The sequence below is a fragment of the Mycobacterium persicum genome (assembly GCF_002086675.1).
Taxonomy (GTDB): domain Bacteria; phylum Actinomycetota; class Actinomycetes; order Mycobacteriales; family Mycobacteriaceae; genus Mycobacterium; species Mycobacterium persicum.
This window is the reverse complement of the sequence record NZ_MVIF01000013.1, coordinates 22,214-35,703: the sequence shown is the minus strand read 5'-3', so window position 1 is coordinate 35,703 and position 13,490 is coordinate 22,214. Positions and strand designations below refer to the sequence as shown.

At 64.9% G+C, this 13,490-nt stretch carries 13 protein-coding genes and 1 riboswitch; of the genes, 2 read left to right on the top strand and 11 right to left on the bottom strand.

Going from position 1 to position 13,490, the window contains the following annotated elements:
- Window positions 1-16: 16 nt before the first annotated feature.
- Complete coding sequence (locus BST40_RS06820) at window positions 17-466, top strand: nitroreductase/quinone reductase family protein (RefSeq protein WP_075546618.1); 450 nt, start codon at window positions 17-19, stop codon at window positions 464-466.
- Here the strand turns inward: BST40_RS06820 and BST40_RS06815 are convergent.
- From BST40_RS06815 to BST40_RS06805, 3 genes are all read right to left on the bottom strand, one after another.
- The gene (locus BST40_RS06815; RefSeq protein WP_075546636.1) at window positions 463-1,131 is read right to left on the bottom strand and encodes an Rv1815 family serine proteinase; all 669 of its coding nucleotides are present in this window, start codon (window positions 1,129-1,131) and stop codon (window positions 463-465) included. The genes BST40_RS06820 and BST40_RS06815 overlap by 4 nt on opposite strands.
- Before the next feature lie 114 nt (window positions 1,132-1,245).
- Complete coding sequence (locus BST40_RS06810) at window positions 1,246-2,193, bottom strand: sterol desaturase family protein (RefSeq protein WP_075546619.1); 948 nt, start codon at window positions 2,191-2,193, stop codon at window positions 1,246-1,248.
- A gap of 77 nt (window positions 2,194-2,270) precedes the next feature.
- A complete protein-coding gene (locus BST40_RS06805; protein WP_075546620.1) occupies window positions 2,271-2,837 on the bottom strand; it encodes a hemerythrin domain-containing protein in 567 nt (188 codons plus the stop codon).
- A gap of 192 nt (window positions 2,838-3,029) precedes the next feature.
- On the opposite strand from BST40_RS06805, the gene BST40_RS06800 reads away from it, so the two are divergent.
- On the top strand, window positions 3,030-4,229 hold the full coding sequence (locus tag BST40_RS06800) for an NAD(P)/FAD-dependent oxidoreductase (protein ID WP_075546637.1): 1,200 nt from the start codon (window positions 3,030-3,032) through the stop codon (window positions 4,227-4,229).
- A 23-nt stretch (window positions 4,230-4,252) separates the two neighbouring features.
- Here BST40_RS06800 and BST40_RS06795 read toward each other — a convergent pair whose 3' ends face one another.
- The 8 genes from BST40_RS06795 to BST40_RS06760 form a co-directional block, all read right to left on the bottom strand.
- Window positions 4,253-4,981: an MgtC/SapB family protein gene (locus BST40_RS06795; protein ID WP_036403108.1), complete on the bottom strand. Its 729-nt coding sequence runs from the start codon at window positions 4,979-4,981 to the stop codon at window positions 4,253-4,255.
- A 238-nt stretch (window positions 4,982-5,219) separates the two neighbouring features.
- On the bottom strand, window positions 5,220-5,543 hold the full coding sequence (locus BST40_RS06790) for a DUF732 domain-containing protein (protein ID WP_075546638.1): 324 nt from the start codon (window positions 5,541-5,543) through the stop codon (window positions 5,220-5,222).
- A 146-nt stretch (window positions 5,544-5,689) separates the two neighbouring features.
- A complete protein-coding gene (locus tag BST40_RS06785; RefSeq protein ID WP_075546621.1) occupies window positions 5,690-7,105 on the bottom strand; it encodes a PPE family protein in 1,416 nt (471 codons plus the stop codon).
- Window positions 7,106-7,192: 87 nt separating this feature from the next.
- Window positions 7,193-8,485: a PPE family protein gene (locus tag BST40_RS06780; RefSeq protein ID WP_083153836.1), complete on the bottom strand. Its 1,293-nt coding sequence runs from the start codon at window positions 8,483-8,485 to the stop codon at window positions 7,193-7,195.
- A 68-nt stretch (window positions 8,486-8,553) separates the two neighbouring features.
- Entirely contained in the window at window positions 8,554-8,712 is a 159-nt protein-coding gene (locus BST40_RS30015) for a hypothetical protein (RefSeq protein ID WP_158006328.1), read from the bottom strand.
- A 769-nt stretch (window positions 8,713-9,481) separates the two neighbouring features.
- Window positions 9,482-10,687 (bottom strand): PPE family protein, encoded by a 1,206-nt coding sequence (locus BST40_RS06775; protein WP_075546623.1) that lies wholly within the window; start codon window positions 10,685-10,687, stop codon window positions 9,482-9,484.
- Window positions 10,688-11,261: 574 nt separating this feature from the next.
- Window positions 11,262-11,437, bottom strand: a riboswitch (M-box (ykoK) riboswitch).
- A 373-nt stretch (window positions 11,438-11,810) separates the two neighbouring features.
- Window positions 11,811-13,067, bottom strand: coding sequence for a PPE family protein (locus BST40_RS06765; RefSeq protein WP_075546624.1), 1,257 nt, complete (start codon window positions 13,065-13,067; stop codon window positions 11,811-11,813).
- Between the two features lie 14 nt (window positions 13,068-13,081).
- Window positions 13,082-13,294, bottom strand: a complete 213-nt coding sequence (locus BST40_RS06760; protein WP_083153835.1) for a hypothetical protein — start codon at window positions 13,292-13,294, stop codon at window positions 13,082-13,084.
- Window positions 13,295-13,490 lie beyond the last annotated feature (196 nt).

Genomic DNA, 13,490 nt, shown 5'->3' with positions numbered 1-13,490 from the left:
GCTCAAAAGGAGCGCCATGACCACCCGCTACCAAACGCCCACCCGGACCGCCCGTGCCGCGAACACCGCTGTCCGTTGGCTGGCCGAACTCGGGATCGGCATCGCCGGCACCCGGGTGCTGCGCGTCCGGGGCCGCAAGACGGGCAAACTACGCCCCGTGGTGGTCAACCTGCTGACCGTCGACGATGTGGAGTATGTGGTGTCCCCCCGCGGTGACACCCAATGGGCGCGCAATGTCAGAGCGGCAGGTGTCATCGATATGGGTCCGTGTTGGCGTAGCAAGAACGCCACGGTCAGCGAACTGGCCGACGAGGCCAAACCGAAAATCCTCAGCCGCTACCTGGCCAGATGGTATTGGCAGGTCAAAGGGTACGTCGGAGGCTTGACCCCACAATCCGGCGATGACGAGTTGCGCGCGGCGGCACCGATGATCCCGGTGTTTGCCCTGGGCAAGGCCGACGGCTAGTTGGCGGCGGGGACGCCGAGATCCTGACGGAGCTGATCAGAGGCCGCTTGCCAGGAGACGGCGGCGGGATATTGCCCCCAAACGCTGTTGAAGATTCCGATGAGCTGTCCGGGCCCGTTGCCGATCAAATACACCGGTCCACCGGAATCGCCCTTCTGGCTGGCGACACCCCCGGTCATGGTGAACCACCCGTTGTTGACACTGTCGACGGTTCCGCAGGTTTCCCCGGTGCTGATGCCGAAATGGCAAACCGCTTGGCCCGGTTGGGCGACCACGCCGGGCCGCGACGTCAACTGCCGTCCGCCCGGCAGGACGTCGCTCACCCTGACGCCGTCGACCAGTGCAATCGCCTCGTAGTCGTCGATCGACTGGTCGGTGGCCACCGTGGAACCGCTCGGGGTGTTGTCACGAAACGCCCGCAAGTGCCCGATGACGTTGTTGTCGCGGTCGCTGACTGCTCCCTCACCCCGGCAGTGACCTGCGCTGAAAGCCATGTGCAGTTTGGTGTCCACATACGCCAAAGTGCAGATGTGGATATCCTGGTGGATTTCCATGCCCGGGAACACCAGCGGCGGCTCCGCATAGGCGGTCGGAGGCAGCCCGCACGCCAGCGCCGCGACAGTAGCCGATACCGCGAATGCGCGCAGTGCCAGGCGGCGCACCATGGACTCCATCCTTTCAGGGCCGGCATGCCGACCGGAATCTGAAATTACGGCGTACCCGACGGAATATTTTTCGTTATCGCCGCCGCCCGCGTTACCTTGACCGGCGGAGCGCCGCTACCGCGACGAGGCGACAGCCACGGCACCATCGGCCGCGGTGGCCGCCATGCGCGGCTGCCAGCCCGGAGGGCCGAAGACGTAGCCGAGCCGATCACGCAGCCGCGTCGCTGATCGGCAGTCGCGCGCAATCGCCAGGTATTCGTAGGTCTGCAGTTTCCAGATATTGAACGTGTTTACCTGCTTGGTCAGGCCATAATGGGGGCGGAAAACCTCGGCCTGGAAACTGCCGAACAGCCGATCCCAGATGATCAGGATGCCGCCGTAGTTCCTGTCCAGGTAGATCTGGTCCATCCCATGGTGTACTCGGTGATGCGACGGCGTGTTGAAAATGAACTCGAACCACCGCGGCAGCTTGTCGATCCGTTCGGTGTGCACCCAGAACTGGTAGATCAGGCTCACCGAGAAGGCGAAGAACACCATCCAGGGCGGTACGCCCACGAGCGGCAACGGCACCCACATCAGGATCTCGCCGCTGTTGTTCCACTTCTGGCGGAGCGCGGTGGCAAAGTTGAAGTATTCGCTCGAGTGGTGGGCTTGATGGGTGGCCCAGATCAACCGGACCCGGTGGGCGATCCGGTGATAAGTGTAATAAAGCACGTCGACACCGACGATGGCAATCACCCAGGTGTACCACTGGCCCGCCGAAAGGTGCCACGGGGCAACATAGGCATAGATTGCCGCGTAGCCCAGCAACGCCAGGCCCTTCCACCCTGCGGTGGTGGCAATCGAAACCAGGCCCATCGAGATGCTTGCCAAGGAATCACGGGTGAGGTAAGCGCCGGTGACCGGCCTGGGCCTTTCAGTGGCGCCCGCCTCGATTCGTTCCAGTTTGCGGGCGGCCGTCCATTCGAGGGCCAAAAGAAAGAGAAAAAAAGGAATGGCGAACAACGCCGGATCCCGCAACTCCGCGGGTAGCACGGACCAGAAGCCCGTCAAAGCACTCACGTGAGACAGACTACTGATAATCCAGTCGGTGGCCCAAGGATCGCTGCGCCCGCGGCCGGAAATGGATTCGGCTCGAGCTAGCCGATCGCCTTCGAGATCGCATCCCGGGCGCGGTCGAGCAGCGACGCGAACGGTCCAACGGCAAAATTCAGCTTCGCCGACTCCACGCCGGGGTGTGGCCTCGTCGGTGCGAGGGCCTCGGCCACTTGGACCGCCTTTGTCATGCGCTGACGCTCGCCGGCGTCGAGTTCCCGCTGCAATGTGGTGAACTCTTCGTTCTCCTCACGTTCGGCATGTTCGACCACCGCCTGCCGCAGCTTGGTGAGCTCGTCGATGAACTCCTGCGATGCGATGTCCAACTTTTCAATGCTCGACAGCAGCTTCTTGGCCTCGTGCTCTTCTCGTAGTCGCTCATCCGCGATGTCGTCACCGGCAGCCACCTCACGACGGACCCGGGGATGAATGATCATCTCTTCGGCGGTCTCGTGCACCGCCAAGAGCTGGCGCAAATCGTGAAAGGCGGTCTCGCGGGCTTTGTGGTCCGACGCGTGCAGCACGTCGTCGAACATGTCGTTGATCAGATCGTGCTGGGCTTTGAGAAACTTGACCACTTCTTGTGGCGTCTCGACAAGCATTTCGGCCATGCGACAGGACCTCCGGTGTGATGGGATTCGCGCTGTGGGCTGTGCGCGCATCAACTGGCCGAATACCCGCAGCGAGACCGGCCGAAACGGTCAAGCGCTCGATTCTGATCGACGGAGGTTACCCGGGTGGATGCTCTCGACCGGCCGCTGAGCCACTGCGATGTCAGCCCGGATGCCTCAGGCGCGGACCGGTTGACCCGCGTAGTGGTGATCGGCTCTGGGTTCGCGGGACTGTGGGCGGCATTGGGCGCTGCCCGACGACTCGATCAGCTCGCCGTCCCGCCGGGGACGGTGGACATCACGGTGTTAAGCGACAAACCGTTCCACGACATCAGGGTGCGCAACTACGAAGCCGACCTGAGTGCCTGCCGGATCCCACTCGCCGACGTGCTCGATCCGGCTGGCGTTGCCCATGTCACCGCGAACGTGACCGGAATCGATGCCGGCGCACGCAAGGTCACCACGTCGAGTGGCCAGACATACCGCTACGACCGATTAGTGCTCGCGGCGGGTAGTCGGCTGGTCAAGCCCGAGGTACCGGGTCTGCGCGAGTTCGGATTCGATGTCGATACCTACGACGACGCAATCCGGCTGCAGCACCAGATCAAAAAGCTCGCCGATGGCCCGGCGACGGCCGCGGCCGCGACCGTGGTGGTAGTCGGTGCGGGACTGACCGGTATCGAGACAGCCTGTGAGATGCCGAGCCGGCTGAGGGCGTTATTCGTCGGAAGTTCGGTGGCCCCCCGGGTGGTGCTGGTTGACCATAACCCGTTCGTCGGCTCCGATATGGGCGGCTCAGCGCGGCCGGTGATCGAGCAAGCCCTGGCAGACAACGGCGTCGAGACCAGGACCGCGGTCAGCGTGGCGAAGATCAGTGCATCCGGCGTATCGCTGTCGTCGGGTGAGCATATCGCCGCGGCCACCGTCGTGTGGTGCGCCGGCATGCGGGCCAATTCGCTTGCCGGGCAACTACCGGCGATCCGCGATCGACTGGGTCGTGTCACGGTCGACGACTACCTGCGGGTGGTGGGCGTACCGGCCGTCTTTGCTGCCGGTGATGTAGCCGTTGCCGAGGTCGATGACGAGCACGTGTCGGTGATGTCGTGTCAGCACGGACGGCCGATGGGCCGCTACGCCGGCTACAACGTGATCAGCGACCTGTTCGGCGAGCCGTTGTTGACGTTTCGAATCCCTTGGTATGTCACGGTTCTCGACTTGGGACCAGCGGGCGCCGTGTACACCGAAGGGTGGGATCGCGAAGTGGTGTCGTGTGGCGCCGAGGCCAAGGCGACCAAACAGACGATCAACACCCGGCGGATCTACCCGCCGCTGACCCGAAACCGCGCCGACCTGCTGGCCGCCGCCGCGCCAGAATTGCAGGCCCGGCCGTGAGCAGTCCCCGCTTGGACGTCGAATCAGTCCGACGGCGACATCGGCAACATCGGATTGGTTTGTTCGCCGGCATACCAGTGCACTGCGAATATGCCCGGTTGCAAGGATAGTTCGGCCACCAACCGCTCCAGCTTGGCCGGGGTGTGGCCGTCCATCAGCAGGTGAGCGGTCAACGCGATGTTGTCGTCGGTGGCTGTGCCGGTGTGGATTCCGCGCAGCGTGATGTCGTTTCGAGCCGTGTGTTGCACGATCTGAGCGCGCACATATTTCGCGGACTTGGGGCGGCAGAGCACCTGCAGCTGGTAGGGCCGCAGGCCTTCGTCTTCTTCGACGGTGTTGTCGTGGTCGATCAGCCGCCCCAGCGGGCGGCCGAAGAGATGGATGGTGACGACGGTGGCGGTGGCGATCAACGCGAACACCAAATGTCCAGAGGCGGCGAGCACACCGACTGCAGCTGAGCACCACAGGGTGGCAGCGGTGTTGAGGCCGCGCACGTTGAAGCCCTCCCGCAGAATCACCCCACCACCCAGAAACCCGATGCCCGACACCACATACGACGCGACCCGGGTCGGACTGCTGTCCTCGGTGGCGGCCGCATACAACACGAAAAGGGTCGCTCCGGTGGCCACCAGAGCATTGGTACGCAGTCCGGCCATGCGCGCCCGCCACTGCCGCTCGAGGCCGATCAGGGCCCCACAGCCAACGCCGACGGCGAGCCGGAGCGTGAATTCGGCGATGCTCAGGTTCTGCACGGCACTGCGTTCCCTTCTGTCCCGGCGCGAGGCGACGGCAGCTAAGCATATGGTGGTTAACGATGGGTGGCGAGCCGGCGAACCGGTTGCATTGCGGCGCTGACCAACACGCGAAATATGCTGGACCTCAAGCAATTTGAATCCCGGGCAAGGCCGCGTAAGGCGCATGCATAGTTGGCCGGAGCGGCATGGGCCGTGGCGGCCGGGCCCCCACCGGGGCTCCTCGCTCAGCCCCGTATCAGACGTGGCTCAAATGATGCGGGCAGTAGTATTTCGCTGAAATCACCGCGAATTGCGATGCGGCTTCCATATCGAATCCGGGATTGCGGACCTTGACTTCGTGGACCACTTCCAGTCCCGCTTCGCCGTTGTCCAGGCACCCGCATACCGCCTGGGCGGATCCGATGACTGCCGCCGGACTGGTATAAGTGATGCCGGCTTGTTGCAGCGCGGCCAGGAAGCCCGCGTCGTCGGCGCCGCTGGGCTCCTGCGGATCGGCATGGGCAGGCGCCGTGAGGCCGACCATGGCCGCCAGGGTTAGTAGCGCTAGCAGCTTCTTCATGATTTCCATTCCTCCGTCCCCGGCAGTCTTGCGGTTGCCCGGTCCTGACTTCGACTCCCGAACTGCCCTGTCCGGTAACGTTTTTGACTACGCCTCTGCTAGGCCCTGGCATCACGGTTGATCACCTGTATAGCTCCAGCCACGTGTCAGCCCAACTGTGAATCCGAGGGCACCACTTTGGGTTTGTCGCCCTTGGACAGGTGCACGGCGTGGATGCCCGGTTTCTTCGCCAGTTGCTCGAGCAGGCTGTCAAGGCCTTCAGGGTCGACGCTGTGATGCTGGACGCTTTCGGGCTTCTCCGATATCTGCGCGACCAGACGCTTGAGTTTGTCCGGCGAAGTGGCGTCCTTGAGGCCTTTGAACGGGGCGATACGGCCGCGGACGCCGGTGCCGCTGACGGCGCTGGGAGCGCCGGCGCCGAGGGCGCTTCCGAGCATGCCCGCTAGCGCCGTCGAGCTGAGTAGCCCTCCCTCGCCGAGGGCGGCAGCCGGCACGGCCTCCGGACCGGCGGCCGATAATGCGGCCGCCACGGTCCTGATAGCGGGGGTGGCCGTCGCCCAGCTGGGGGGAACGCTTAAGGACCCGACGAGCGTGCCGCGCCCCCAATGCGCCGTCACATCGCCCGATGTCGCGCCGGTCAGCCAGCCCCGGCCCCAGTGTGGCGCCAGTCCAAGCCCGGCGCCCAGCCCCTCTTTCGGGAACTCGCCGAGCCCACCGGCAGCCGAATGCGGGCCGAACTTGAGGAACTGCGATACGGGGAAGTTCACCAGCAAACCGATATCGTTGAATCCCGTGGTAAAACCCAGCGGACCCCTGATGGCGAGAAACAGGCGGACATAATCCGCGGCTGCGGTTGGTCCGAAGATGCCGTTCACCAGGTCGTTCATCGCCTTTGTGTAGGCGGTGCTGAGGTCGGCACCCAGTTGCAGCAACCACGAAATCGGATCGGCCGAGGCCAGCACCGACTGCGCGGCAGTGCCGGCCGAGGTTCCGGCGGCTTGGGCCGCCGCAGCGGCTTGGCCGGCCAGTCCGGCCGCGTTGGCGACTTGGGGCGGCTCGGTGAACGGCGTCAGCTGGCCGGCAGTCGCCGAGGAGCCGGCGTAGCTGTCCATCGCGACGGCGTCTTGGACCCACATCTGGCCGTATTGCGCCTCGGTCGCAGCGATCGCCGGGGTGTTTTGGCCGAAGATGTTGGTCGCCACCAGCGACGCCAGTTGGCTGCGGTTGGCCGCGATCTCCACCGGCGGCACATGTGCGGCGAACGCTGTTTCGTAGACGCTGGCCGCCGTGGCGGCCTGGGCGGCCGCGTGCGCGGCCTGGGCGGCGGTGCCTTGCAGCCAGGTCACATACGGCGCGGCCGCGGCCGCCATGGCCAGCGCCGACGGACCTGCCCACGGCCCGCTGGTCAGGCTGTCGATGACCGATGAGCACGCTGCAGCGGTGGATTGTAATTCGGCGGCCAGCGCGTCCCAGGCCGCCGCGGCCGCACGCATCGGGCCCGACCCGGGACCGGTGTACATCCGCCCCGAATTGATCTCCGGTGGAAGTGCTGCGTAGAACACGTCTCTACCCCTTACCTGGCCGGGTGCTTTGAGTGGCCCTAGCTGGGCTATGGCCCGTCGTTGCGCCGATCATCACCGTCACCGCCGTCATTCGTCGAGCGCCGGGATCACGATGATGGTGGCGGTGGCGGGGTCTGCGCCGGCGACAACGCCGCCCAATGAACTTGCCGTACCAGTGCCTGCGGAGCCAAACGTGGTAGCAGCCAGGGCGCGGCCGGCCAGGCTCGACAGGGCCATCTGGCCGAATACCCCTGCCTCGCCGGAAAATGCCGCGGCCGGGGCGGCGGCCAAGTTGGTGGGCAGCAGCGAGGAGACCAGTCGCATCGCGGGGGCAGCTTGCGTCCACCCCTGCGGCACCGACATGCTGCCCACCAGGGCCGCCCGCCCCATCGCCCCGCTGACCGGTCCACCACTACCTGCGCTGCTGGAGGTCAGGTTTGCGCCCAGCGAATCAGCGATCGGCGCCAGGGCCCCGGTGATGGGCTTGGCGGGGGCGAAAAAGGCCTGCAAACCCTGGCCATTCTGGGCGTAGGCATAGACCTGTCCGAAGGACAGGAACGGGCCGCCCGGAATGGCAGCGAGGCCCTGCAGCGAATATGGCCCGTTGAGGGCCGCCATGATGATGTTCCAGTTATCGATATCGGTTACCAGCCATGGCGGCAACGCCGGCAGCGGGAATATGGATCCCGGCAACGCCGGCGCCGCCGTCGGCAACGACGTGGTCGAGGCGAGGCTTTGCAACGCATTTGGCACCGAGGCGATCAGCTGGGACAGCTGGGTCGTGATGTCTGAGGCCGCAGCAGTGCCGGTTGCCGGTGCCACCGCGGCGGATTGGACCGCCGCTGCCGACGGGTTTGTGGTCGGTGGCGGCTCGGTAAACGGCGTCAGCTGAGCGGCCGTGGCGGAGGAGCTGGCGTAGGCATACATCGCGGCGGCGTCTTGGGCCCACATTTCCAGGTATTCGGCCTCGGTGGCCGCGATCGCCGGAGTGTTCTGCCCGAAAATGTTGGTGGCGATCAACGTCATCAGCAGCGCTCGGTTGGCGGCGATCACCGGCGGCGGCACCGTCGCCGCGAACGCCGTCTCATAGGCGGCGGCGGCCACCGTCGCCTGGGCGGCGGCTTGCTCTGCTTGAACCCCCGTCGAGTGGATCCAGGCCAGGTACGGCGCGACCGCGGCTGCCATCGCGATGGACGACGGGCCCGTCCACGGTCCCACGGTCAGACTCTCGACAATCGACCGATACGAGGCGGCCACGGACTGCAACTCGGCGGCCAACTCCTCCCAGGCCGCGGCCGCGGCCAACATCGGACCAGCACCCGCCCCGACGTACATCCGCCCCGAGTTGATCTCCGGCGGAAGCGCCCCAAAATCTATCATTTGCTGCCTCCGGTTCTTCGCTGCCCGCCATAGTAATCACGGCCGTGTAGTTCCGTACGCGAGTTAGGTCAGCTCTTACCGAACTCATTATTCATCCCCGTCGACCACTGCACGTTTGATTCCCCGTGATTGACGCCGATCTGGGCTGTCCCGGTGTGAATCTTCTGCTGGTCAAGGTGCGCCACCAGCGCGATTGTGGCGGCCCCTAATCCGGCCATCACCGTCACCCTGCACAATAATTATTTGCATTACGTTCCCGGCGTGTAATCATGACGTTAAAAGTAACTGTCACCGCATCGTTGATCGCTGGAAAACTCTCAGCTTAGCTATCACTTCAGCCGTCCAGATCACCCAGTGAGCGCCCGCGGCTATTGGCCCGAAGAACAATGAATTAAACGGTTAGATCACTCCATGCGCAACACCGGCAAAACCGTGAACAGAGGGAATCCGGCGATATTGTACGTATGTCGGTCAAAACGATTGGCCACTATTGCCGAGGAGCATCGACATGCCACCTGAATCACCAAATTATGATTTCTACCCAATCGTATCGCCCCGGAAATCAAAGACCGCAAATAATTGGATCATTACGCGGCATTCTTGGGGTAAACGCCGCCTCGCGACCTCCTGGACTTGATCCTGCTGGCAAGAAATCGATTGCTAGTTCGTCAGCAACTGAATGTCATGTCACCCGGCGGCGACTGACTGGAGTCCATCGCGCACCACCGCCGCGGCTCGGTAGACCGACCACCTTCCTGGGCCCCATGGTGTGCCAGGTGTCAGGTCGGTGACGTGGACGTCCACCGACCTGACCTCTGATCGCCATGACGTGCTCCTGTTTGCTGAAATAGAGGACGTTACCGGTGACCTCGGGAACGTACTGGAAATTTCGCTGTCACTCCGCTGGGTGGTTGCTGGAGAATCCCTGAAAGGTTGAAGGTCGCGTCGCCCTGAGGGGCAAACCCCTGCATCGGGTGCGCGCCGATGCACCGATGACTAGCCCGCGGCGGGAGGTCGCGCGACAAAGGTGGGGCGGAAGCCGTACTGGGGTACAGCACGTCCGAAGGGCTGACCGGCCATATTGCCGAACGGCATACCGGGCATTCCGGCCGCCACCGCCGGCGGAGGTGCGACCATCGGCGTGCCTCCCAAGGCCGAACCCAGCGGGCTGTGCAGTGGCGCGGCCGCGGTCCACGCCGGCGGTACCGACAGCTTGCCGACAATGCCCGCGTTGCCCAAACCGGCCGAAACGGCGCTTCCGAGGCTGCCAGCGGACGCAACCGGGCCCGCCGCCAGCCCACTGCCGACTCCAGCGGCGGCCGCACTCGCATCCTGAGCCGCATCCGCAGCTACTGCGCCGGCCAGCACGCTAGCCATGAAGGGGGCAAACGTGCTACCTGGGACGAAGAGCCCAGTCGACGTGATGGTATTCCAGACATTCGCGTTGGGCCCCCAGACGTTCCACAGGGTCTGCCACCAAGCAGGTCCAGATCCGGTGAGCAGGTCCCAGATCACCTGTAGCCATGATGTGCTGTTTGGTCCCGAAAGTCCCTGCAAAGCACTAGGAACCATGGAAATCAGCCCGGACAGCGTGCTCGACTGATTGCCGGCCGAGTTGCCGGACGCCTCGGTGACCGCAGCCGCCTGGGCCGCCAGCCCGCTGGGGTTGGTCGCCTGCTGAGGCTCCACGAACGGGCTCAGCTGAGTGGCGGCAGCCGAGGATCCGGCGTAGCCGTACATCGCCATGGCATCTTGGGCCCACATTTCGGTGTACTGTGCCTCGGTCGCTGCAATGGCGGGGGTGTTCTGGCCCAGGATATTTGTGGCGATCAAGGCCATCAGTTGAGCACGGTTGGCCGCGATCACCGGCGGAGGGACAGTCGCGGCGAAAGCGGCTTCGTAGGCTCCCGCGGCTGCCTCGGCTTGTACCGCGGTCTGTTCTGCCTGGACCGCGGTGGTGTTCATCCACGCCACGTAGGGGGCGGCGGCGGCTGCCATCGATGCCGATGCCGGTCCGTACCATTCTTCCCCTGTGAGCGCCGCGAGCACCGAATGATAAGACAGCGCGGTGGCGCGTAATTCCGCGGCCAAGCTCTTCCAGGCTGATGCCGCGGCAATCATCGGGCCCGAGCCGGGCCCCGAATACATGCGAGCGGAATTGATTTCGGGTGGCAGCATCGCAAAGTCCAGAGCGACGGTCATCGCTGGCCTCTTTTCTCATCGGCTGTGGTAGTGCTGTCGGCGCCGGTGGCCGCAACTGAACCGGCGCCGGAACCCGAAGTCGCGGTACCTGATCGGTGGACTGCCGTCATCTGTGCGGCCACCCCCAGATCCGGACTCGGGCATTGAATCGTGTTGTGCTCGAGTGTGATTCGTCGCTTGCAGGCGTTGTCCTCCGAAGTGGCAATGGGCAGTTGCCGGATGCGGGTGCGGTGTTCGGGTGGCACGGCGCCGGGGGCCCTAGACGGCACAGCTGCACGGGCGATCGCAAACGACATCGAACTACTCCAGGACGAAGGACCCAACCCGGATCAATGGTGCTTTTCGCACGCTCTATCGCCACGTCTCCGAAATGCGGAGCCGGGCAACGTAGAGAATCAGGCGAACCCGTTCAGCAGGCGAAAAAGGCGCCGGGGTCGGATCGGAACGAAATGCTCGTCGGACTCGGATACGGACTATCGCCGGGACTCATCTCGCTCTCACCTCCTCAGGGCCAGGGCACACGGGGATGCCAGGCAAACTGCACACGGGTGAGAGCCCAGCAGAACAACTGGGCACGGCACCCCTCTCGTCAGAGCTTTGGCACCACACGGCGTATCCAGCTAGCCAAAGCCGGAAGCCACTTGGGCTCAACCCTTAAGCCGGGAAGAGCTGTCCTGACCCTGGGCGTCTTTCGACGTTCGAGGTCAGTGGCCTGTATCCGTGCAGACGCCTCACCTAGCGAGGTGCATGCAAGGGCAATGGTGACACTTGTGGCGATGGGAGTCAACCCAACCCGCCGATAACGGCAATACCCTGCTGGTTAGACAGCCGGCAACTATTCGTCGTATCAGGTGGCGGTATGGCAACTCACGCATATTGCGGTGACCGGTCAAGCCGGCCGTACCGATGTCTGGTCGCAAACCGCCTGTGCGACAAGGCATCCCGGAACACTCAGGGCTGCGCTGGCGATATCCTGGCGACAACGCCGATGATGACGAGCCGGACCAACTGCCCCGGCCAGGATCCGGGTCTCGTTGCGGGACACCGGCACCGGAGCCTTGTGGACCGGCCGGCACCTGGGCGTCCTTGCCTGCGAACTTCACCGCGAACATCGGCCTCGTCGTCAGCCCGCGGCGGGGGGCCGGGACATAATCGTCGGCCTGAACCCGTACCGGGGGCCGCTGCCGAAGCTGTGTCCGTAAACACCTGGGGCGGGCATCCCGGGCACGCCAGGTGTGCCGGCTGCGGCGTCGGGGACACTGGCCGTGCTGGTCCAACCACCACCCGGGGCGGCGGCACCGGCGTGGTTCACCACCTGGGTGGCCGCCGTCCAGCTCTCCGGCACGGACAATCGACCGACCAGCGCCGCGCGATTGAGCCCGGTCACAACGCTGCTCACACTTGTCGGCGCCGGCGCCGGGGCCGACGTCGAGGCCAATGCGGGGAAGTTGAAATGGCCGCTGTCGGGTGGCGAGATGACCGGCAGCCCGCCGGCCTGCAGCGAATTGAGGTCGGCCATTGCCCCGGTGATTGCCGGGGTGATCAGGTCCGGACTTACGTACCCGGCTGAAGTGAAGCCGTTGACCAGCGAGGAGTTGAGAAAGATTCCGTAGGGGTTGCCGTCGTTGCCGTCCAGGAAATTCAAGATATCGGCGAGTATGCCGCCTGGCACCGGAAGGGCGGCCGCAGGATTGGCGGCTGCAGCGCCCGATAGGGCCGACGCCGGCGACGCGAGTCCTTGGAGCGCAGACGGCACTGCCGACATCAATTGCGGCAGCTCCGACTGTGTCAGTGTGCCCGCCGCACTGCCCGCCGCTTGTGCGACGGCCGCTGCCTGGCCGGCCGGCCCAACTGGGTTCGTAGTCTGCGCCGGCTCGGTAAACGGTGTCAGCGTCGCGGCCGCCGCGGCGCCGGCAGCGTAGCCATACATCGCCGCCGCATCCTGCGCCCACATTTCGCCGTACTCGGCCTCGGTGGCCGCGATCGCGGGTGTGTTCTGGCCGAAGATATTGGTGGCGACCAGCATCATCAACCGAGCTCGGTTGGCCGCGACAACAGCCGGCGGCACCGTCATCGCAAAAGCGGCCTCGAATGCACCCGCCGCCGCTGCTGCCTGAGCGGCAGTCTGCTCGGCCTGGATGCCCGTGATGCTCATCCACCCCATGTATGGGGTGACTGCGGCCGCCATCGATGCCGATGCGGGCCCCAGCCAGCCTTCGCCGGTCAGCTCCGAGATCACTGCGTCGTATGAGGCTGCCGTCGAACGCAGTTCCGCTGCCAGCCCATCCCAGGCCGCGACAGCAGCCAGCAGGGGCGCCGATCCCGGTCCCGAATACATCCGCAGCGAATTGACTTCCGGTGGAAGCGCTCCGAAATCCATCGCCTTCACCTCCCTTAACCGACTAGGGCTTCGGTGGCCGCGTGGGCGGCATCGGTCGTGGTGTGGCGACCAACGTCCTTCGGCGTGGCGGCCGTGCGCGATTTGTGATCAGTGGCAGCCTCCACGACTGCTCGTTGCTCGTGGGCGGCGAATCGTGTTGCGCTCACCGCGGTTACGTCGCCGGCGGTGGTGTGCAGCGATTCCGGTGGTGTGCCAAGCAAATACATCGGACTTTCTCCTCTTGGGGGATAGTCCAACCCGGCTACGGAGCCTCGCCGCTGTGGGTGGTGTCGGGGTGTTACCGAGAGCACGTACGTGTTACGTAGCGCGCGCCGGGGTACTCGGCGCCAGCCGATTCAGACGGCGGACAAAGCGCCGTGACCAGATCGGGGTGAGTGGTCATAACTTTCATGGGGCACGCGA